The sequence below is a fragment of the Streptomyces sp. SID14478 genome (assembly GCF_010548525.1).
GTDB lineage: Bacteria > Actinomycetota > Actinomycetes > Streptomycetales > Streptomycetaceae > Streptomyces.
This window is the reverse complement of the sequence record NZ_JAAGMG010001350.1, coordinates 17,983-37,885: the sequence shown is the minus strand read 5'-3', so window position 1 is coordinate 37,885 and position 19,903 is coordinate 17,983. Positions and strand designations below refer to the sequence as shown.

26 protein-coding genes are annotated in these 19,903 nt (G+C 68.8%); 7 read left to right on the top strand and 19 right to left on the bottom strand.

The window, feature by feature from the left end; all coding sequences use genetic code 11:
* Nucleotides 1-97: 97 nt before the first annotated feature.
* The 5 genes from G3I40_RS42920 to G3I40_RS42900 all read right to left on the bottom strand — a co-directional run bounded on the left by G3I40_RS42920 (nt 98) and on the right by G3I40_RS42900 (nt 3,556).
* The gene (locus G3I40_RS42920) at nt 98-655 is read right to left on the bottom strand and encodes a pyridoxamine 5'-phosphate oxidase family protein (RefSeq protein WP_164560210.1); all 558 of its coding nucleotides are present in this window, start codon (nt 653-655) and stop codon (nt 98-100) included.
* 191 nt (nt 656-846) lie between these two features.
* A complete protein-coding gene (locus G3I40_RS42915; protein ID WP_164560209.1) occupies nt 847-1,209 on the bottom strand; it encodes a gamma-glutamylcyclotransferase family protein in 363 nt (120 codons plus the stop codon).
* Nucleotides 1,210-1,465: 256 nt separating this feature from the next.
* Complete coding sequence (locus G3I40_RS42910; RefSeq protein ID WP_164560208.1) at nt 1,466-1,684, bottom strand: hypothetical protein; 219 nt, start codon at nt 1,682-1,684, stop codon at nt 1,466-1,468.
* Between the two features lie 169 nt (nt 1,685-1,853).
* Nucleotides 1,854-2,513 carry a class I SAM-dependent methyltransferase gene (locus G3I40_RS42905; RefSeq protein WP_164560207.1) on the bottom strand — a complete coding sequence of 220 codons (660 nt, stop codon included), beginning with the start codon at nt 2,511-2,513 and terminating at the stop codon, nt 1,854-1,856.
* Nucleotides 2,514-2,611: 98 nt separating this feature from the next.
* Nucleotides 2,612-3,556, bottom strand: a complete 945-nt coding sequence (locus G3I40_RS42900) for a LysR family transcriptional regulator (RefSeq protein ID WP_164560206.1) — start codon at nt 3,554-3,556, stop codon at nt 2,612-2,614.
* Nucleotides 3,557-3,626: 70 nt separating this feature from the next.
* Here G3I40_RS42900 and G3I40_RS42895 point away from each other — a divergent pair, with 70 nt between their 5' ends.
* Together G3I40_RS42895 and G3I40_RS42890 are read left to right on the top strand one after the other, a co-directional pair.
* The gene (locus tag G3I40_RS42895) at nt 3,627-4,514 is read left to right on the top strand and encodes an SDR family NAD(P)-dependent oxidoreductase (RefSeq protein WP_164560205.1); all 888 of its coding nucleotides are present in this window, start codon (nt 3,627-3,629) and stop codon (nt 4,512-4,514) included.
* A 53-nt stretch (nt 4,515-4,567) separates the two neighbouring features.
* Nucleotides 4,568-5,497: an SDR family NAD(P)-dependent oxidoreductase gene (locus G3I40_RS42890; protein ID WP_164560204.1), complete on the top strand. Its 930-nt coding sequence runs from the start codon at nt 4,568-4,570 to the stop codon at nt 5,495-5,497.
* A 96-nt stretch (nt 5,498-5,593) separates the two neighbouring features.
* On the opposite strand, the gene G3I40_RS42885 is transcribed toward G3I40_RS42890, so the two are convergent.
* The 3 genes from G3I40_RS42885 to G3I40_RS42875 form a co-directional block, all read right to left on the bottom strand.
* Nucleotides 5,594-6,463 carry a SigB/SigF/SigG family RNA polymerase sigma factor gene (locus G3I40_RS42885; RefSeq protein WP_239092281.1) on the bottom strand — a complete coding sequence of 290 codons (870 nt, stop codon included), beginning with the start codon at nt 6,461-6,463 and terminating at the stop codon, nt 5,594-5,596.
* Nucleotides 6,464-6,665: 202 nt separating this feature from the next.
* Nucleotides 6,666-7,064, bottom strand: coding sequence for an ATP-binding protein (locus G3I40_RS42880; RefSeq protein ID WP_164560203.1), 399 nt, complete (start codon nt 7,062-7,064; stop codon nt 6,666-6,668).
* Nucleotides 7,065-7,220: 156 nt separating this feature from the next.
* Nucleotides 7,221-7,577 (bottom strand): STAS domain-containing protein, encoded by a 357-nt coding sequence (locus G3I40_RS42875; protein WP_164560202.1) that lies wholly within the window; start codon nt 7,575-7,577, stop codon nt 7,221-7,223.
* A 130-nt stretch (nt 7,578-7,707) separates the two neighbouring features.
* On the opposite strand from G3I40_RS42875, the gene G3I40_RS42870 reads away from it, so the two are divergent.
* The gene (locus G3I40_RS42870; RefSeq protein WP_164560201.1) at nt 7,708-7,878 is read left to right on the top strand and encodes a hypothetical protein; all 171 of its coding nucleotides are present in this window, start codon (nt 7,708-7,710) and stop codon (nt 7,876-7,878) included.
* 62 nt (nt 7,879-7,940) lie between these two features.
* On the opposite strand, the gene G3I40_RS42865 is transcribed toward G3I40_RS42870, so the two are convergent.
* The 11 genes from G3I40_RS42865 to G3I40_RS42815 form a co-directional block, all read right to left on the bottom strand.
* Nucleotides 7,941-8,438 carry an NUDIX domain-containing protein gene (locus G3I40_RS42865; protein WP_164560200.1) on the bottom strand — a complete coding sequence of 166 codons (498 nt, stop codon included), beginning with the start codon at nt 8,436-8,438 and terminating at the stop codon, nt 7,941-7,943.
* Nucleotides 8,439-8,598: 160 nt separating this feature from the next.
* Nucleotides 8,599-9,105 (bottom strand): DinB family protein, encoded by a 507-nt coding sequence (locus tag G3I40_RS42860; protein ID WP_164560199.1) that lies wholly within the window; start codon nt 9,103-9,105, stop codon nt 8,599-8,601.
* A gap of 92 nt (nt 9,106-9,197) precedes the next feature.
* Entirely contained in the window at nt 9,198-9,935 is a 738-nt protein-coding gene (locus G3I40_RS42855) for a glucose 1-dehydrogenase (protein ID WP_343245206.1), read from the bottom strand.
* A 169-nt stretch (nt 9,936-10,104) separates the two neighbouring features.
* The gene (locus G3I40_RS48220) at nt 10,105-10,458 is read right to left on the bottom strand and encodes an STAS domain-containing protein (protein WP_343245205.1); all 354 of its coding nucleotides are present in this window, start codon (nt 10,456-10,458) and stop codon (nt 10,105-10,107) included.
* 312 nt (nt 10,459-10,770) lie between these two features.
* Nucleotides 10,771-11,205: an ATP-binding protein gene (locus G3I40_RS42845; protein WP_164560196.1), complete on the bottom strand. Its 435-nt coding sequence runs from the start codon at nt 11,203-11,205 to the stop codon at nt 10,771-10,773.
* 15 nt (nt 11,206-11,220) lie between these two features.
* Complete coding sequence (locus G3I40_RS42840; protein ID WP_164560195.1) at nt 11,221-11,625, bottom strand: STAS domain-containing protein; 405 nt, start codon at nt 11,623-11,625, stop codon at nt 11,221-11,223.
* A 65-nt stretch (nt 11,626-11,690) separates the two neighbouring features.
* The gene (locus tag G3I40_RS42835; RefSeq protein ID WP_164560194.1) at nt 11,691-12,014 is read right to left on the bottom strand and encodes a hypothetical protein; all 324 of its coding nucleotides are present in this window, start codon (nt 12,012-12,014) and stop codon (nt 11,691-11,693) included.
* A gap of 177 nt (nt 12,015-12,191) precedes the next feature.
* Nucleotides 12,192-12,587, bottom strand: coding sequence for an STAS domain-containing protein (locus G3I40_RS42830; RefSeq protein WP_164560193.1), 396 nt, complete (start codon nt 12,585-12,587; stop codon nt 12,192-12,194).
* Nucleotides 12,584-13,693, bottom strand: a complete 1,110-nt coding sequence (locus G3I40_RS42825) for a cobalamin B12-binding domain-containing protein (protein WP_164560192.1) — start codon at nt 13,691-13,693, stop codon at nt 12,584-12,586. The genes G3I40_RS42830 and G3I40_RS42825 overlap by 4 nt, the downstream gene beginning before the upstream one ends.
* A complete protein-coding gene (locus G3I40_RS42820) occupies nt 13,690-15,360 on the bottom strand; it encodes a PP2C family protein-serine/threonine phosphatase (protein WP_239092280.1) in 1,671 nt (556 codons plus the stop codon). The genes G3I40_RS42825 and G3I40_RS42820 overlap by 4 nt, the downstream gene beginning before the upstream one ends.
* Nucleotides 15,361-15,579: 219 nt before the next feature.
* Nucleotides 15,580-16,011, bottom strand: coding sequence for a response regulator (locus tag G3I40_RS42815; RefSeq protein ID WP_164560191.1), 432 nt, complete (start codon nt 16,009-16,011; stop codon nt 15,580-15,582).
* Nucleotides 16,012-16,196: 185 nt separating this feature from the next.
* On the opposite strand from G3I40_RS42815, the gene G3I40_RS42810 reads away from it, so the two are divergent.
* The 4 genes from G3I40_RS42810 to G3I40_RS42795 all read left to right on the top strand — a co-directional run bounded on the left by G3I40_RS42810 (nt 16,197) and on the right by G3I40_RS42795 (nt 19,853).
* Nucleotides 16,197-16,391 (top strand): hypothetical protein, encoded by a 195-nt coding sequence (locus G3I40_RS42810; RefSeq protein ID WP_164560190.1) that lies wholly within the window; start codon nt 16,197-16,199, stop codon nt 16,389-16,391.
* A 102-nt stretch (nt 16,392-16,493) separates the two neighbouring features.
* Nucleotides 16,494-18,077 carry a sensor histidine kinase gene (locus tag G3I40_RS42805; protein WP_164560189.1) on the top strand — a complete coding sequence of 528 codons (1,584 nt, stop codon included), beginning with the start codon at nt 16,494-16,496 and terminating at the stop codon, nt 18,075-18,077.
* Nucleotides 18,074-19,312, top strand: coding sequence for a response regulator (locus G3I40_RS42800; protein ID WP_164560188.1), 1,239 nt, complete (start codon nt 18,074-18,076; stop codon nt 19,310-19,312). Before G3I40_RS42805 ends, G3I40_RS42800 begins: the two co-directional genes overlap by 4 nt.
* Nucleotides 19,313-19,517: 205 nt before the next feature.
* Nucleotides 19,518-19,853 carry an STAS domain-containing protein gene (locus G3I40_RS42795; RefSeq protein WP_164560187.1) on the top strand — a complete coding sequence of 112 codons (336 nt, stop codon included), beginning with the start codon at nt 19,518-19,520 and terminating at the stop codon, nt 19,851-19,853.
* Nucleotides 19,854-19,903 lie beyond the last annotated feature (50 nt).

Sequence of the window (19,903 nt, the reverse complement as noted above, 5' to 3'; positions counted from 1 at the left end):
TGATCAGCTGTCGCGGCGGCGACACGTGGGCGTCCCCGGGGGCTCCCCGTCGCCCCCGGGAGGGGGGGCGGGGGCGCTCTGTAGGTGGATCGGCTGCTCAGAAAGCCCAACCGGTATGCGTATAGACCCCGTTGTCCCGACCGAAACCGTACGCCGTGCCCGGTGCCACTCCGAACACCGCCACATCGCCCTTGCGGAAGCCGTCCCCGATCCCGTGGAAAGTGCCTTCGGGGGACGTGATGTGCGCGCCGTACTTCGCCTCATACGCCGCAATCACCTTCTCCAGCATCGCCGGATCAGTGACCGGCCGTGCCTCTCCCTCGACCACGAGGTCGAGACCTTCAGTGAGCGAGTTCGCACCAGTGGTCAAGGCGCAGTGCCCGTCGCGGGCGAGATTTTTCGACTTCTGCTCAGACGGACCGCTGGAGAAGTAGAGCACCCCGTCGTGCCACGCGGCGATCACGGGTGTGACATGTAGTCGGCCATCGGGCCGGACAGTGGACAACCAGAAGATTTCAGCAGCATTCAATTGCCGCTCAGCCTCGTGCCACGCGGTCGGCGCCACTTCCTCCGCCTGCGGTCGGGGGTTGAGCGCCGAGCTGTAGCGGGCATCGAGTTCGGTCGTGGGCTGTCGTGCGGATTCACCGGTGGGCATGGTGCATCTCCGTCCTTTTCGTCTTCCTCATAACGACCGTCCGTACGCCGCGAAATCATCGGCCACCCTTGCGTCGCCTCAGGCACGCCGCCGCTCCGCCACCCCCCTACAAGAAGACAGCCACGCTTTTCCTCGACGGACTCCGCGCCTCGGCGCACGCTCCTGCTCGGCTGGGCCCCCGCGGAAAGTCCTCAGACGGCCTCTCGGGCGGCTTCAAGGTACGCCCACGCCTTCGTGCCCGACACGAGAGTCACCGCGACGCGCGCGTAGTCGTCGACCTCGTAGTCGTCTGCTGCGGCGAGTTCCTCGTCGGTCAACTCCAGCACTGCTCCCTCGACCGCGTCAGACGGGTCGTTCGACGGGATGACCAGCAGATGCCGGTCGGTGCCACTGACTGCGATGACATCGGGATCAGTGATGCGGAGCTCCGTGGTGCGGTATCCGGGCAGCGCGTCGCGGCGCCCCTTGAGGACCCGCCCGAAGCGCGCGAGCTGCACCTCTCGCATCTGCAGCGTCCCGTACGTGAACAGGGCGTGGGGAGCTTGGAGAGTCATACCGTTGATACCTTGCTTTGCGCCATCATGAACGCCCGCCAGGCTAACAACCCCAGGTCAGCGACTGATACTCCCCTCCTTTCCATTCCCGCCGGATGTCCGCACCAGGAGCATTCAGGTTCCTGCGCCCGTACGCAGAAGGCAGCAAGTTAGATGCGCGGCTGTGTATGAAGCCGATGCGACAGGGTTGTACCACTCGATCCGGCGCGAGGCCTCGGTGACCTCCGACGCGTCATTCCCTCGGAGGGCACTCCCCTCAGAGCCTCTTCCGGCGCCTCTGCCTCCGGGCGAAGAACTCCAGTGCAAGCAGGACCACCACCAACGTGCCGCCGAAGACGACGAAGCGGCCCACGGCATCCGGCCACAACGGATACCCGTTGAACGGCAGCCCGATCACCGCGTACACGACCGCTATGCACACTGCCCAACCAAGGCGCTGCTTCAGCGACTTGCCCGCCAGCTCTATCTGCTTCATGGATCCCCGGTACCCGCAGACAAAAGCCCGACGACACCCCACGCCGGCTCGACTCCCGCTGGGCAGGGCACACCAGTCCCGGACTGACCGCATTGCGCCGCAGCCTCTGCCTACACGCGGCTCGAAGTGAAGGCCCACCACCGACCCGGTGAACCCTCGCCCTCAGGTGCTAGCGGCGGACCAAAAGTACTCCGCCGAGTGTGCGCGCGGCCGAGGTGAGTGTGGGGTGGGTCTCGGCGGTGAAGCCGGCCTCGTCGAGCCAGGCAGCCACCTGATCCGGGCGGCGGCGACGGACGTAGGACTCCGGCCACCTGTCGCCGCTCTCCTGCGCCTCGGGCGGTGCGGCGTCGCCGACGTGGAACCCCACCAACAGCAGGCCACCGGGTCGAAGTGCCCGACGAAAGCCGGCAAGGACCGCGCCGATCGCGTCATCGGGGACGTGGATGATCGAGTACCAGGCGACCAGGCCTGCCAACCCGCCGTCCGCGAGCTGGAGTTGGGTCATCGACCCCACCTCGAAGTGCAGGCCGGGGTGCTCACGCCGTGCCACCTCGACCATGCGGGGCGACAGATCGATCCCGAAGGCGTCCACGCCGAGGCTCTTCAGGTAGGCGGTGATTCTCCCCGGCCCGCACCCCACGTCCGCGACGGGTCCTCCGCCGTGCGCACGCACCTGTTCGGCGAAGTGGTCCATGACGTCCCGCTCGGCCGGCAGCTCGGCCAGCAGGTTACGGGTCTCGTCCGCGTATTCGGCGGCGTCGGCATCGTAGGACGCCCGGGTGTCGGCCAACCACTTCTCGGCCGCTGGGCCTTCTTGTCCCGTGCTCACCCCCGCAGGCTAGCCCAGGAGCCGATCGCCGCAACCTGCGCCAGAGTTCGGGTCCCCCGAGGGCCGTGCCGGGACGTCCGTCAATCTCTTCATGCGGATCAGCCCTCTTCCCCCGACGCCGCCGACTCGGACAGCTGGCCGAGTGCATGGGCCCGCAGCACTTCCGCCACTCGGCGCACGGCCGGGTCCGGCGGGTGGGGAAGGCGGGCCAGTAGCAGGCGGCGGCGTTCCTGCGGGCCGCCGCGGACCGGCAGGATGCGTACGCCGGGCGGTGCGACGGGGGCGAGTGTGCTGGAGACCGTGGTCAGCCCGCAGCCGGCGGCGACGAGGCGGAGCTTGGCCAGCCAGTCGCGGGCCGTGAGGACGATGTCGGGGCGCTCGTCCAGGCCCGGCCACACGCCCATGAGCCGGTCGTCCTCCGAGGTGGACCCGGCGATCCAGCGCTGCCCGCGCAGGTCGGCCACGTCCACGTAGTCACCGCGGGCCAGCGGGTGGGTGGCCGGGATCGCGAGGCGCAGGGCGCGTTCGGTCAAGGTCTGCAGGACGAGCGGGGGTGACTCGGTGTCCGGGGCGCGGAACGGCGGCGCTGAGGCGATCAGGGCCATGTCGATGCTGCCGGAGCGCAGCGCGCGGGCGAGCGCGACGGTGCCGCCCTCGCGGCCGACGACTCGCAGGTCGGGGTCCGTGCGGCGCAGTTCGGCGAGGGTCCCTGGCACCAGGACGGCGCCCGCCGTGGGCACCCATCCCAGGCGCACCGTCCCACCCTGCGCCGGCAGACCCGACAGTTCACGCGCGGTGGCCTCGATCTCGTCGAGCACGGTCGCCGCGCGGCGCATGACGATGCGGCCGGCATCGGTGAGCCGTACGCCGTCGCGCCGCCGCTCGAGGAGTTCCGCGCCCGCCGCACGCTCGATGGCGGCGATCTGGCGGGACACCGCCGACTGCGTATAGCCGAGCGACGAGGCCGCGGCGGTGAAGGTCCCCTGCTCGGCCACGGCGTGCAGAACACGCAGCGCGGTCAGCGACACATCGGTGAAGTCCATGACGTTTACGCATACCACATGTGCTGAGATCTCGTTGGACTCATGGACATGTCGTTCTTAGCGTGGAGGCATGACCACTTCCCGCATCGCCCTGGTCACGGGCGCCAACCAGGGGCTCGGCCGCGCTCTCGTCGAAGGGCTCGCCGCCCGTATGGGACCTGACGACCTGGTCCTGCTCACCGGCCGCAACCGCCAACGGGTCACGGACGCGGCGCACGAAGTCGCCCATGCGCCCTCCACCCGGGCCCGCGTCGAGGCCGCGGTCCTGGACGTCACGGACACCGACGCCGTCGCCCGCCTCGCCGACGACCTGCGAGCCCGCCACGGCGGGGTCGACGTCGTCGTGTCCAACGCGGTCGCCCGTGTGCTGCCCGGTGACTCACAGTCCGCGCGTGCCGACGAGTTCATCGACGTCTCGAACAGCGCCACGCATGCGGTCCTGCGCTCCTTCGGCCCCCTCCTGCGCCCCGGCGGCCGGCTGCTCGTCGTGGCCAGCAGCCTGGGCACCCTCGGCCATCTCGACGCCCGCCTGCACGGCCTGTTCGACGAGGCGAGCCTCGACCAGGTCGAGTACGCCGTCGAGTCGTGGCGCAGCGCCATCCACCACGGGAGGGCCACGGAACAGGGATGGCCGCTGTGGCTGAACGTGCCGTCGAAGGTGGCGCAGGTCGCCGCCGTGCGCGCGGTCGCCGCAGACCGCCGCGAGCGCGATCTGGCCTCCGGCACTCTGCTGGCCGCCGTGTGCCCGGGAATGGTCGACACCGCGACCTCACGCCCGTGGTTCGAGGACTACAGCCACGCCCAGTCACCCGAGCAGGCCGCCGCAGCCGTGCTCGACCTGATTCTCGCCGAGCGCGTCGATCCCGCCCTGTACGGCGAACTGGTGCGCTTCGGCGAGGCGTTGGACTGGCACTCCGGCACGCCGCCGACGGAGCAGGACCGCCTGCTCACCCCATGACTCCCCGACCTCACCGCAGTCGCGCCCTCCAGCACAGCACAAGGAGCTTTCCCGTGAACACCCTCACCACCCCGTTCGGGTTCAGCAGCACCGCAGCCGACGTGGCCGCAGGCATCGACCTCAGCGGCCGCCGTGCCGTCGTCACCGGCGCTTCCTCCGGACTCGGCGCGGAAACGGCCCGTGCCCTCGCTTCCACCGGTGCGGAGGTCACCCTCGCCGTACGGGACATGGCAGCCGGCGAAGGCGTAGCCAAGGAGATCGCTGCCTCCACCGGGAACCACACGGTGCGCGTAGCGCCGCTCGACCTCACCGATCTCGCGTCGGTCGCCGCGTTCGCAGCGGCCTGGGAGGGACCGCTGCACGTCCTGGTGAACAACGCCGGTGTCATGGCCTGCCCCGAGCGACACACCGATCAGGGGCGGGAGTGGCAGTTCGCCACCAACCATCTGGGCCACTTCGCCCTTGCCACCGGCTTGCACCCTGCGCTCGCCGCCGACGGCAACGCACGCGTGGTGTCGGTGAGTTCGTCGGGGCACCAGCGGTCGCCGGTCGTGTGGGACGACATCGACTTCGCCTTCCGCCCATACGACCCGTGGCTCGCCTACGGCCAGTCCAAGACCGCCAACGTGCTCTTCGCCGTGGAGGCCACACGTCGCTGGGCCGACGACAACATCACCGCCAACGCGTTGATGCCCGGCGCCATCTACACGAACCTGCAACGCCACACCGAAGGCCGTGGCAGTGGCCGCGTCGCCGCTGACCTCATCAAGTCCGTCGAACAGGGCGCAGCGACCTCGGTGCTCCTCGCCGCCTCACCCCTGCTCGAAGGTGTCGGAGGCCGCTACTTCGTCGACTGCAACGAGACCGAGGTCGTCGACCACCGCACCGGCACCCTGCACGGAGTCGCCCGCTACGCCGTCGACCCTGCGGGCGCACGCCGACTCTGGTATCTCTCCCACGAGTTGATCGCCCAGGCCCGCTGAAGCTCGCAAGACTGTGGGGGTCCCCAGCACCTGGTGGTGCTGGGGACCCCCACAACGTAAGGGTGGGGACGACCTACCCGGCGACTACTCGGACGATTACTCGGTGTCCACGAGAGCAGTGCGGAGCTTCTTGAGGATGCGGGAGATCAGACGCGACACGTGCATCTGGGAGCAGTTCAGCGTGTCGGCGATCTCCTGCTGCGTGCGCTCCTCGACGAACCGCTGGTGGATGATCATGCGGTCGCGGTCGTCGAGATCGGCGATCAGCGGGGCCAACGCGTGGAAGTTCTCGACGAGTTCGAAGCGCTCCTCGTCGAAGCCGATGAAGTCGGCCAGCGCGGTGTCGGACTCGTCGTCCTTGCTCATGACGGCAGCGTCCAGGGACACGGCGTTGTAGCCGTTCACGGCCTTCTGCGCCTCGGCGACCTCGGCAGGCTGCAGCTGCATCACGTCAGCCAGTTCCTGGGTCGTGGGCGTGCGCCCCAGGCGACTGCGCAGTTCTTCGGTGGCCTTGGACAGCTCGACCCGGGCCTCCTGCAGACGGCGCGGCACGTGCACGGCCCAGGTGGTGTCACGGAAGAACCGCTTGATCTCACCGGTGATGTAGGGCACGGCGAAGGAGGTGAACTCGACCTCGCGCGTCAGCTCGAACCGGTCGATCGCCTTGATCAGCCCGATCGTGCCGACCTGGACGATGTCCTCCATCTCCTGCGGCCCGCGGTGCCTGAAGCGGGAGGCCGCGTACTGCACGAGGGAGAGGTTCATCTCGATCAAGACGTTGCGTACGTACTGGTACTCGTGCGTGCCCTCTTCGAGCTGCGTGAGCCGGTCGAAGAAGTGCCTGCCCACCTCGCGGGCGTCCTTGGGGGCGATCGATGCCGGATCGGCGTAGGCGCGCTCGATCAGGCTCTCCGCTGTCCGTGAGGCCGTCTGCTCCGTGTGCCCGGGTGCCATCACGGTAGTCATGGGAAAGTCCCCTTACTGAGTTGCTGAGTTCTCAAGGCCGTGCGTCGTGCTGAGCCGCAAGTACCCCCTGCTCGGGCGGGTATGCCACAAGATCCAATTCGGTTTTCACCGGGACCTGACCGGCCGGTTTCCCGTCCGTTTCCCGTCCGTCCAGGAGGCTACGCCGATCACCCCGGGGCCTGGCAAACCGGCGGCGGGCGTGTCAGACGGGCATCAGCTCCGGATCGAAATCAGCGGTGACGGTCTTGCCGTGCGCTTCCAGCTGGATGTCGAGGTGGGTGCTGAGTCGGCGGATGATGAGCCATCCGTACCCACCGCCGCTGCCCGGGGCCCGGGGCAGCGGCGTCGGCGGCTTGGTGCTGTGATCACGCACGCGCACGGTCAGCACCTTCCCGTCGAGGTACGCATGGAAGTCTTCGATGCCGCCCCCGTGCAGCATCGCGTTCGTGACGAGTTCACTGGTCACCAGGCAGGCGTCCTGGCGCAGCCGCTCCGCCTGCGCAGGCGGCAGCTTCGCGCACAGCGGTTCGAGCGCGGTCCTGACCCGATTCCGGGCCTCGGGACAGGTCACGCGATCCGCTTCCATCACAGGAGCGTTCATGGTGGGCCGACCTTCCCCTTGCGCACACCGTGGCTTTCACGGCGCGTTCAGTTCGCTTGCCCGACGGCACGGCCCACACACACCCGAGCGGCACGAACCTCACGATCGGAGCATCGTCGTGAGGCGCGTGCTGCCGGCGATCAAGGACGTCGTCGGTCAATGAAGCCGGCGCAGCCCTGTCTCCACGTCGTCGACCAAGGGCAGCACGGCATCCGTGCCGGTGATTTCAAAGAGGCGCCCGACAGCAGGGTTCAGGGGGCCGGCCAGGAGCACGGGTCTGCCTTTCGCCTCATGGTCGGCGTGTGCGGTCAGCAGCTGGTTGAGCAGCACGCTGTCGGCGAAGGTGAGCCCGGACAGATCGATCAGCGTCGCGTCCGTGTCCTCATCCTGCAGTGCCTCCTGCAGCGCTCCGACGACCTGCCCCGTGGCATGCAGATCGGCCTCGCCGCCCAGCACGACTATCGCTGTGCGCTCGTTCCGCTTCACGTGTGTGTCGACTCGGTGGGATGTCATGACTCCGTACCTTGGCACATCGGCGCTCGTCGCTGCTGCCGGGTGTGACAGAGCCGGATGCGAGCACTCGGTGCATATGACTCAGTGGAGGATTGCAATAGAAACGGACAACCAGGGAGGCTTGGCCAAGGTGGCCGAACCCGACGCCGTCGTCCATGCCTATGACATCGACACCCAGCGGTTTCCGCATGATGTGTCGTCCCCGTACGCGACCAAGCCCGACGTGGACTGGAACTTGCCGCTGCAACGCGGAACACGCTGCGCCCTGTGCGCAGGAACCGTGCCGCTGGTGCGCACCTGAGCCGAATGCGACGGCCGAGCCACGGCCTGCCGGCGAACTGACCCTGCAATGTCGGGCGGCCGTCACGCCTCGCGATCTTCGAGGGCCCGGGCGATGAGGTCGTGGATCAAGAACTCCCCGGGTCTGCGATTCTCTTTGAGACGCGCGAGGTTGTCAGCGTCGAACCAGTCGCACTCGGAGTGTTTGGACCATTCCAGCATGGGGTGGGACAGGTCGCCGTCGACCTCGATCAGATAGTCGGCCTCGTGCCGGAGTCCACCGCCGTCGTCGCCCGTCCAGGTCGTGGTGCCGAGGAACCGCCGCACGTGGGTCATGCGCCAGCCGGTCTCCTCCGCGACCTCGCGCCCGAGGGCCCCCAGAACCGTCTCCCCCGGCTCGACGTGGCCACCCACGACGTCCCAGGTATCGGGAAAGAGGCGACGGTCAGGGCTGCGCCTTTGGGCGAACGCCTGACCGTCCCGGTTGAGGATGACCGCGCCGACGGTCCAGATCTCGCCCGCGGCGGGATCCGGCATCTCGACGCCGTCGTCGACAGTGAACGACGGGTTCTCAGGTGACATGACCGACAGCGTAGGACGGGCGCGTACTGAGGATCGGCGCTGAGCCCCTATGGAACGACCATCGTCATGCCGTCGGCAGGATCTCCACAGGAGGATCCTGCCGGCGGCATGCGGAGAACAGATCATCCGGCGTAGCGGTCCGCGTTACGGCAACCCCATTTCAGCTGCCGGTGGTGCCGTCGAGCAGTTCGCGCAGGATGTCCAGGTGGCCGTTGTGGCGCGCCGTTTCCTCAGTGAGGTGGAGCAGGATCCAGCGCAGGTCGACGTGGATCCCACCGCGGATGGTCCCCACGGCCTTCTGGTCCAGGTCGCTCCCGGCGACCAGCTTGCGGTAGCGGGCGCTGTGTTCGGCGTACTCGTCGAGCAACTGCGTGAGCGGGAAGTCGACGGCGATCCGCATCTCCCGGTCGGGGTCCTCGTCCGTCATGGGAGCGATGTCCTCCTCACCGAGGAAGATCACCTGGAACCAGTAGTACTCGACCCAGCGCAGATGATTGATCAGTCCGCTCATCGTCATCAGCGGTGAGCCCGGCAGAAGCGCCTTGCGGGCGTTCTCCGCCGAGAGGCCCTCGCACTTGGCGAGGGCGGTGTTGCGTGCGTAGTCCAAAAACGTGGTGAGCTGCGTGCGCTCGTCCCACGCGGGCGGCGTGTCGTCGATTGTTGTCATCGCGCGCAATATCCCCGATCACCACACCTGATGTCGAGGCATTTACCCGGCGGTCCCGACCGTGCGGCCGGCACCGGGTCTGCGGGCTGGACTCAGGCGAGTCCGCCCGTCGCCCGCAGGTTCTGTCCGTTGATCCATCTGCCGTCCGGACCCGCGAGGAACGCGATGACGTCGGCCACGTCGGAGGGCTCGCCGAGGCGGCGCAGAGGCGTCATGCCGGCGACCGTCTCGAGGGCCTGTGACGGGTTGGCGCCGCGGAGCATGTCGGTGTCGGTCGCTCCGGGAGAGACGGTATTGACCGTGATGCCACGCGGTCCGAGCTCTCGGGCGACGACCGCGCTCAGCTGTTCGATCGCCCCCTTGCTGGCGGCGTACGGGCCGATGCCGGGCACCGGACGCACGGTGTTCATGGTGGAGATGTTCACGATCCGGCCGCCGTCGCGCATGTGCCTGGCGGCGTAGCGCATCGTCAAGAAGACCGACCTGGTGTTGACGGCCATCACGCTGTCGAACACGTCCGCCTCGGTCTCGGCGAGAGGGACCGGACTGTGCACCATGGCCGCGTTGTTGACCAAAATGTCCAGACCGCCGAGATGCGCATCGGCGGCCTGCATCAACTGGTCCGGTGCGTCCGGCTGCTTGAGATCGAGGCGTATCGCCCGGACCTTGCCACCCGCCGCCTCCACTCCGCGGACGACATCGACCGCGGCTTCCTCGCTGGTGGCGTAATTGAAGACCACGTCCGCCCCGTCACGGCACAGGCGTTCCACAACCGCCCGCCCGATCCCTCGGGATCCGCCGGTGACAACCGCCGTCCTGCCTTCGAGCACGGCCCCTCCCCGTGAGCGAAAAGATGATCTGAGGCCTCCGACCGTACTGGTGCCGCGACTCCCGCTCAACGGCGGGCACAGGACCTCCGTACGCAGCCCCGACCTCATTACGCGCCTCTGCGCGCGGGTTCCGTACGCGCACGAGGCCGCACCGGCGGCTCTGAGCCCGTCAGGTCCAGCCACCGTCGAAGGTGAAGTAGTCCGCGGTCCCGGTCAGTTCGAAGAGGCGCCGTGGAACGGGATGGAGGGGGCCGCGCAGGATCAGCGCCGTGTCATGGCGGCGCAGATGACGCTGCAGGTCGATGAGTGCCTGCAGCAGCGCCGAGTCCGCCCACAGTATGCCGCTCAGATCCACGATCAAGGAGTCGGCGTCCTCCGCACCTTTGAGGCGCGTGGTGAGCTCACTCGTCGTGTCCCATTCCAAGGACCCGGCAACGGTGACGACGAGAGTCGACCCGGTCCATGAATCGGTGATCGTCGCAGTCCGTGTGCCGCGCCGGTCGTCTCGCGGTGCATAGGTCACGGCTGCGGCCCCGCATCGTTGCGACGCCCCGGGCGCGGAGCGGTTCTGCGGCACGTCCGGTGCCGGACCGTCCTGTGCTGCCGCCGCTTCACGACCAACGCATCCGAATGTTGCTCCAACTCCACTGATCCTCCGCTGAATCCATGCCAGCAGACCTTGATGATAAAGGTTCTGCGGCAGCGTCCCGTGCGGAAGTACCCCTGGTTTCCGCAGGCATGGTCCCTCGTACGAAGGAATCGACGCGAAGGAATCAGGACCGGGAAGTCCGGGCGAGGGAATCAACGCAACGCAATCGTCCGGCCCTTGCCCGTGTCACTCCACGGGCAGATGAGCCGTGATGGTCTTGCCGCCGCCGTCGGGACGGACTCGTACGGACGTCTTCGCCGCCACGCGCTGCAGCAGCGCCCAGCCGAAGCCTCCTGGCGACAGGCGGTCCGGCGGTGGGGACAGCGGCACGTCACTGCTCAGGTCACCGACCTCCACCACCACATGCGCGCCCTCGCACCGGACCGCGAAGTGCGTGAGGCCGCCTCCGTGCCGACGTGCGTTGGCCAGCAGTTCCGAGCAGGCCAACTCCGCGTCCGCGACACGCTCCTCCGCGACCGTCGCATGACCGAGGCCCAGGGCGCAGCGTCGCATCACCTCGCGCACCTGCGCGCGCGCCTGCGCCGCGGACAGCAGCAACAGGCCTTCTCCCGGGCCGGAGGACGTGCGCGTAACGTCGTCGCCCTCACGCGTGTCGGTCATGACGCCCTCCCTTCCTCACGACTCGGCCACTTCGCCGACATCCGATCCACCTGCACTTCGTGTGGTCCCAGACCGTCGCGAGCCGTCGTTCCCACCCTCTTCGAGGCAGTCCTCGAACACTCCCATCGTGCCGCTCTGGCGGAACAGCTGCCGCACCCTTGAACTCAACGGGCCGCGCAGCACCAGGCGCCCTTGACGGGACTCCTGGGCGCGCAAGGCGCGCAGGAGCGCGTGCAGGAGTGAGGAGTCACCGAAGTTCAGACCCGAGAGATCGATCTCCAGGACCGGCGGTGCCTGAGCCAGCACCTTCGTCAACGACTCGCCGAGACTCTGCTCGGTGTCCTCGTCACAATCTCCGGCCAGTCTTAGCACGGCCTGTCCAGGACCGACCTGAGTGGAAACCTGCAACGACGCACGCATACCAGCAATCTCACATCCCCGGGACGACTCGACGTTCACGTACGAGGCACAGCACGCACGTGGCTCTACAGATTACGGGCATAGATCTCGGCCTCGGGCAGCGAGTCGAAGACCGAGAACGCACCCACGGTGCCGGTGATCTCGAGGCGATGGCGGGTGGTCGCGCTCAGCGGGCCGACCAGCCATGGCAGATCCCACCCTTGCCGCGCAGGTCGCAGCAGTGCGCAGAGCAGCTCCGCGGTGAAGAAGCCCACGTCGTACAGGTCGACCACGACGGGCTTGCGGGTGAAGTGGCCGAGTTCCAGTGCCAGGTCGACCAGTTCCAGTTCTTCCGCATCCTCGGGTGCGCCCTGCAGCACGACGACGAAGATTGAGGACCATTCGGTCACAAGGGCAATGGGAGACGCTCGGCCCCCCGCACGGTTCATAGGCGCATCCTCCACCCCCGCCTGCCGTGGCGTCCGGCAAACGGGCGTAGAGCGACATTTGCTCAACGCGGGGGAGGATCACGTGAGAGATCACCAAAACGGGAACATCTCTGACATTGCGGAACAAAGAGCCGACTCCTAGCCGTCGGAGGAGGCGTCGTCCGAGTACGCCGACCTGGCCCCCTCGCGCTCCGCGCGCGTGCGTACCTGGACAGCCAGCAGGTAGTCCCGGGTGCCGGTCAGGTCGAGGAGCCGGTCCAGCCTGTCGGGGCGTTGTTCCATGCGCAGTCGGGCACCCGAGGCGCTCAGACGGCGACGCAGGGACAGCAGGGCGGCCAGGCCCATGGAGTCGACGTGCGTCAGAGCGGCACAGTCCAAGGACAGGACGCGGGCGTCCGGGTGTGCGGCGAGCGCGGCCGCGGTGTGCCGCGAGAATTCTTCGCTGGTGTCGTACTCCAGGGCCCCCGCGACCATGACGGTGACGATGCCGTCCGCGTGGTGGCTGGTGAGGTGGAGAGCCTGGTGAGTGGTCATGCGGGGCGTCCTGGGCCGGGGATGGTGAGGGCGGAGCGGGCGCCGGAGAGGACGGCTGTCGCCCGGGGGAAGTCGCTGAGCTGGTTCAGCAGGGAGTCGAGCGCCGGAAAGAGACTGTGCCGGGGCACTCCGCGGGCTTCGAGGATGCCCGCGGTCCACACCATGAAGGTCGTGAACAGGGCGACATCGTTCACGTACAGCGCCGTGGCCAGGTAGGCGACGATGTGATGGATGTCCTCGACGGTGCGCTCACGCTGGTAGTCGCTGTAGTCCCGCATGGCGGGAAAGCCCTCTTCGACGTCGGCGAGCGCCTGCTTGACCAGCTGCCGCCGGGTGCGGCGCACCATCGTGTATTCCTGGTCGTTCAGGTGCGGCAGGTCCAGGTCCGGCAGCCGGGCCGCCGTGACGCTCGGGCGGCCCAGTCCTTCGTCGAGCGCCTCGGCCGCTCCCGGTGCGTCGGGGGCCCACTTCGCCTTCATCGCCCGCGCGTAGCGTCCCCCCTCACCGAAGGCCGCGCCGCCGGCCAGGACCGGCACCCCTGCGGCCTGACAGGCACTGATCGCCGCGTGCGCGATCGGCAGATGGGTGGGGATCGACGAGGACAGCAGCACCGCCTCGGCGCCGGTGTGGTGCAGGTGAGAGACCAGATGCTCGGTGGGGACCTGCGCTCCGAGGTAGTCCACGTGCCAGCCCCGCAGGCGCAGCACCTCGGCGACCAGCCTGGCGGGAAGCGCATGCCACTCGCCGTCGACACAGGCCACCAGCACCCGGCCTCGGGAAGTGGCCGGCAAGGCGTCCGCGCAGGTGTCCGCGAGCGCGGATACGCAGCGTTCGTTGACCGCGGTCGCCGCGTGCTCCTGCGCGACGGTGATGGTGTTGGCCGCCCACTCGACGCCGACGCGCTCCTGCGTGGGCGCGATGACGTCCAGCAGGACGCGCTCCGCGATGTCCCGCAACCGGCCGGGCTCCCGGGTGTCCGGGGCGCAGGCGGCGCGCACCAAGGAGAGGGCACGGACCGCGTCACCGTCGATCACGGGCTGCCAGAGTCTCTCGCGCAGCTCGTCGAGAGTCGGCTTCCCTTCGTCCACCAATGTGTTGTTGCTCATGCAGTGAACCTGCCCCGAGTATGTCCGTCCACCGCTGTGAGGTGGTTGTTGCGTGGTGCGGTAATGGCCAGCAGTGCCATGTCGTCGTGGGAACCGCCGTCGACCCATTGGGTGGCGAGCATCTGTACGCGTTCCGTCACCGCCTCGGCGGGCAGCCCCGCGCACCCGGCCAGTACGGTGCGCAGGCGCGGCTCACCGAACATGACGTCGCCGAGTGGTCCGCCGTGCGCCTCGGTGATGCCGTCGGAGTACAACAGGCACGTCTCCCCCGGCTGGAGGTCCACGTGCGCCGTGGTGACCTTGAGCGTGTCCGTCGGCAGGGCACCGATCAGCATGCCGCGCGTGTCCGCTTCCTCGACCGTGCCGTCGGCGCGCACGACGAGCGGGGTCGGGTGACCCGCGCTGGTCACCCTGAGCCGCACGCCGCCGCGGTCGCCGTCCCGCCGGACGGAGGCCAGGGCCAGCGTCGCGAATCGCGTGTGGTGCGAGGACAGCAGCGCGTTGTTGAGCAGTTGGAGCATGCGCAGGTGATCGCCTGCGAACGGCAGGAGCGCCTCGACGGTGTTGCGGATCTTGCCGGTGAGCACCGCCGCTTCCAGACCCTTGCCGCACACGTCACCGAGGACGGCGAAGGTCTCGCCGTCGTCGCGGTCGGCGGGGTAGACGTCGTAGAAGTCGCCGCCGACCCGCTCGCTGGCCGCGGAGGCCCGGTAGCGGCCGGAGAAGTCGACACCGCGCACGCTGTCCAGCGTCGGCGGGAGCAGGTCGCGCATCAGCACCTCGGTGATGTGCGCTTGTTCCGCGTATATCCGGGCGGCCGACAGCGCGGCACCCGCCCGGGCGGCGAACAGTCGCGCGAACGCCTCCTCGGCCTCGGTGAAAGCGGCCTCGCTGCTGTGCCGCATCATCACGATCGCCCCGGCCGGCAGCCCGTGTCCGGGCAGCGGCACGACCACCACCGACCCGATCTGTTCGCCCTCGGCGCGGAACCGGGCGGGTACCGCCCAGCCCGGGATCTGCGTCGGGTCGATCCAGCGGGACGGCACCGGAGGAAACCCCTGCAGTGCCTCCGCGAGGCCCGGCATCGCCTCGGGGTTCAGCGCCAGTTTCTCCTGCACCACCGGTCCACCGGTGCTGCAGCGGGTGATCGGATACATCCGGCCGGCGGGGACGCCCACGATGACCGCGGCGTCCGCGAGATGCTCTGCGGCCATGCGGGCGGTCACCTCCATGCAACGTTCCACGTTCAGTGAGGCGAGGAGCTCGCTGGAGACCTCTTGGAGGACCCGGGAGCGAGTCCGCTCGCTGTTCAACTCGGCCTGCGCGAAACGCAGATCGCTGTCGTCGACCAGCCACCACGACACCGCGCCGTCCGCGGCCCGGCCGGCGAATGCCTCCACGCTGTGTTCCCCGACGAGCCCGCCGACCGGGGCGAGTACGTCGGCGGGGCCGGCGTCGACGGCCCGCGCATGTGCCTCGGTGAGCCAGGCGGGAGCCACGTCCGCCAAAGGCACGCCGCGGTGCGCGCCCGGGAACAGGGCGCCGGCCCTGTCGTTGCAGGACAGCACTCTGCCGGCCCGGTCCACCGTCATCATCGGGTACGGATCACGGGCCAGGCCGGGTACCCGTACCCCGGCGGGGCTCTGGCGTGCCGTGGAGGAGAACATCACATGGGACCCGCAGGCGCGGACCCCCACCACCCTTCAGGAAGCGGTCAGGCAACTTCCCACGGTACCCATGTGGTCACAGGACATGCCGTCGGCACCGGACCTCGTTCACAAGCTTCATCACCTCGTCACGAAACGTAAGCACCGCGGTCCGTCTCGTACCTTTTTGGTCAAAGATGATCCACTCGCTGTGCCCGGGGCGGGACCCGATGGAGGCTCTTACTCCTTCGGCAGCTTGGCGGCCGTGTCCAGGTAGAAGGCGTCGATGCTGCGGACCGCCTCCTCGAAGTCCTCGAGGTTCACGGGCTTGGTGACATAGGCGTTCGCATGCCGGCGGTAGGCCTCGGTGACGTCGTCCGGAGCCGCCGACGTGGTCAGCACCACGACGGGGATCGCCCTGAGGTCGACGTCGTCCTTGAGGATGGCCAGCAGCTCCCGGCCGTTCATCCGCGGCATGTTCAGATCCAGGACGATGAGGTCCGGCTGCGCGTGGGTGGGGTCGCGAAGGTACTCCAGGGCCGCGAGGCCGTCCTCGACCTGGGTGAAGTTGCGGGCACCACCACGCTCGGCCAAGGCGTCCTGGATGAGCATGGCGTCCGCCAGGTCGTCCTCGACCAGGAGGACGTCGTACGGGCGAGCAGTGGTGATCATGTCTGTGTGCTCCGGGGAACGAGGGTGGCGTACGGACTGGCGCTGTCATTCATCAGGCCCGGCCAGCGGCGGCGTGCGCCCTGTCGGCTCAGCCGCGATGCGGCTCCGATCTGCGGGTAGCCCGCACCGGCTTCGGCGGCCTCCCGAGCGGCCGCGCACTCCAACTCCTTGACCGCGTTCTCGAGATGAGCCAGGACGCGCAGGCGCCGCAGCGCGGGCCGACTCTCACCGCCCTGTCGAGTGCCCGGTTCCGGTGGATATGCGAGATGCGGCTCGAGGCCGCCCACGAGTTCGTCGAGAGCGCGAACGGCGAGCACCGCGACATGATCCTCACCCCGCGGCGGGGTGACGTCGACTTCAGGCATGCTCCCACCGTATAAGGGGAGATCCATGTGGACAACAACTGTTGTCCTAGGGCGTACAGTATCGTCGCCGCGACGGCTCTTTATGCGGCCGAAGGCGCATGAAAGGGCTAGGGACGCATGAGAGAAGGCACTGCCGCGCGTGAGCGGCCGGTCATATCCCGCTGGACGACCCGGCGTTGGCTGATGAGCGGCACCGCCGTCGTGGCCGTCGTCCTCGTCACACTGGGCTCGCTGGGCGTGTGGGCCCTGGTCAGGACGTCCCAACTCACCGATCAAGTGGTGCAGAACCGCTCCCCCGCCCTGATCAGCGCGGTGCGCCTGGAGACCGCCCTGGTCAACCAGGAGACAGGCGTACGCGGATACGGCCTGTCCGGCCGTCGCGAGTTCCTCCAGCCCTACACACAAGGGCTGTCGGCGGAGAAGACCGCGACCGACTCACTGACCGGCCTGCTGCAGGGCGACAAGAGCGGCCGCGAGGACCTGCGCGACGTGCGGGCGAAGGTGGCCGCCTGGCAGAGCCGGGTGGCCCGCCCCGTGGCCGAGTCGTCCGCCAAGGACGCCATCGCGCTCGCGGCCCGGCGCACGGACGACGGCAAACAGCTCTTCGACGACGTGCGAGCGGCGCTCGCCGTGCAGCAGGACCACCTCCGTGCGGCTCGCACACAGGCCGGCGAGGACCTCGACCGGGCGCAGCGATGGCGCACGATCGTCTTCACCGCCATCGCCCTGCTCCTCGTCGTGGTGACCGTCATCATCTTCGACGCCCTGCGCAGAGGGGTGAGCGCGCCCCTGGACCGCATCGGGTCGGCCGTCCGCGAGATCGGACGCGGCCGGTTCGGCCACGCCGTACCCGCGACCGGCCCCGCCGACCTCCGCCAGCTGGCCACCGACGTCGAGGCGATGCGCCAACGGCTCGTACACGAACTGGAACAGAGCGAACAGGCGCGGGATCTCCTCGACCAGCAGACCGAAGAACTGCGCCGCTCCAACGCCGAACTGGAGCAGTTCGCCTACGTCGCGTCCCACGACCTGCAAGAGCCCCTGCGGAAGATCTCGAGCTTCACTCAGCTGCTGCAACGGCGCTACGGCGACCAGCTCGACGAGCGCGCCGACCAGTACATCGCCTTCGCGGTGGACGGCGCCAACCGCATGCAGATCCTCATCAACGACCTGCTGGCCTTCTCCCGGGTCGGCCGGATGCAGAGCGAACCGTCACAGGTGGACCTGGAACAGAGCCTTGCGCAAGCGCTCGACTCCCTGAGCGTGCTCGTCGACGAGACGGGCGCGACCGTCGAGCACGACCCCCTGCCGGTCGTCGTCGGCGAGCCGCAACAGCTCGGACTCCTGTGGCAGAACCTGCTCTCCAACGCACTCAAGTTCCGCGCTCCCGACCGCCCCGCGCACATCCGGATCAGTGTGCGCAAGCAGGAAGACCACTGGCACTTCACGGTCCGCGACAACGGCATCGGGATCGCCCCCGAATTCCGCGAGAAGGTCTTCGTCATCTTCCAGCGGCTGCACACCCGCGACGCCTATCCGGGAACAGGAATCGGATTGGCCATGTGCAAGAAGACAGTCGAGTACCACGGCGGCACGATCGACATCGAGCCCGTCGACGGCGACGGCACCGCGATCTGCTTCACCCTTCCCCTTCAGCCTCCCGCGGGAGCGGGCGACAACGGAGCATCCGAACCGAGATGACAGCGCTCACCGGGACCACGGCGCAGTACCGGATCCTTCTCGTCGAGGACGACGAAGGCGACGCCCTCCTCGTCGAGGAGCTCTTGGTCGACACCGTCCTCGACCATTCCCTGGTGCACTGCCGCACGCTGGCCGAGGCACGGCACAAGCTCGCCGAGCAGACCGCCGACTGCGTCCTGCTCGACCTGCACCTGCCTGACGCGGCCGGACTCACCGCCGTCGACGCCATCCTCCAGGCGGCGCCCGACGCGGCGGTGATCGTCCTCACCGGCCTCGCCGAGTCCCAGGCCGGCGTGGAAGCACTCACCACCGGCGCCCAGGACTACCTGGTCAAGGGCAAGGTGGACCCGGACAGGCTCCAGCGTGCCGTGCGCTACGCCGTCCACCGCAAGCAGGCCGAACTCGCCAACGCCAACCTCCGCGCCGACAGGCTGCGGGCCGAGGAGAACGCCCGCCTGGAACGCGGCCTGCTGCCGCAGCCGATGCTGGTCTCCGAGCAGATCAAGGCAACCAGCCGCTACCTGCCAGGACGGGACCAAGCCCTGCTGGGCGGCGACTTCCTCGACGTCGTCCAGACCGCGGACGGTCTCATACACGCCGTCATCGGGGACGTCAGCGGACACGGTCCCGACGCCGCCGCACTCGGCGTGTGCCTGCGCATCGCCTGGCGCTCCCTGACCCTGGGCGGGCACCGCGGCATGGACCTCCTGCGCCTCCTGGAGCACATGCACGTGGCGGAGCGCAGCTCCTCGGACCTGTTCACCACCTGCACCCTGGTCACCCTCGACCACGCGGCCGCCACGGCCACCCTGTACCTGGCCGGCCATCACGCCCCGTTACTCACCACCGGCGGACGCACCGTGGAACTCGCCGTGGGACATGGCGTGGCCCTGGGTCTCGCTCCCGGGATGTGCACCTGGTCCCCGACGCACGTTCCGCTCCCCCCGTCCGGGAGCCTCACCCTCTACACGGACGGGCTGGTGGAGGGCCACAACGAGGACGCGTCCCAACGCCTGGGCGTCGAAGGACTGTTGCCCATCGTCGACACCTGCACCGACACGGACGCCGGCGCACACCTCGACCAGGTCATCGCCGAGGTACGCCGACGCAACGCCGGGCGCCACTCCGACGACCTCGCCGTCCTGCGCCTGGACTGGGTCGACCTGCCCGCCATCCCCCACCAGCGCTCCTCCGTCGCCGAAGCCGGACACGTGCCTAGGGTCCCCGGCCGATGAGCAGGTCCTCGGGACCGCGGGGACCGCACGCGCGGGGCGCCGCCACACGGTCCTCGACCGGCATCGACGTCACCTGCTCACTCCTCCTGCGACAGGGCGCCGAGTCGACGCCGGCGCGCCCCGCTGCCTGCACCGATCATGGCGAGGTGGGATGATCGGTGTATTCCAGGCGAGGAGAGCCACTGTGCGGGTCCCGGTGTCCGGCGTGACGTGGCCCTCCGATCCCAGGGCATGGGCGGTGCTGACCCTGGCCGGGGAGATCGACCTGGCCGAGTCCCCAGCGGTGCGCGAAGCCGTGGACGAACTGATCGCCGCGGACCGCGCCCATCTGGTCTGGGATCTGCAGGCGGTGACCTTCATGGACTCCGCGGGGCTGGGGGTCCTGGTCCACGCGATGCGCGCCGCGGAAGCCCGGCACGGAGGCGTGCGCCTGGCCGGTGCGGGAGAACAGGTGCAGCGGCTCCTGGAGTTGACCGGCCTGGCCGCGGTGGTGGAAATGTTCCCGGACGTCATCTCCGCCACCGGATCGGTGGACGGGTGAAAAGCGCTGGTGAACCCGGCGTCCCCCGGCGATATTTGCCGCACGGCAAT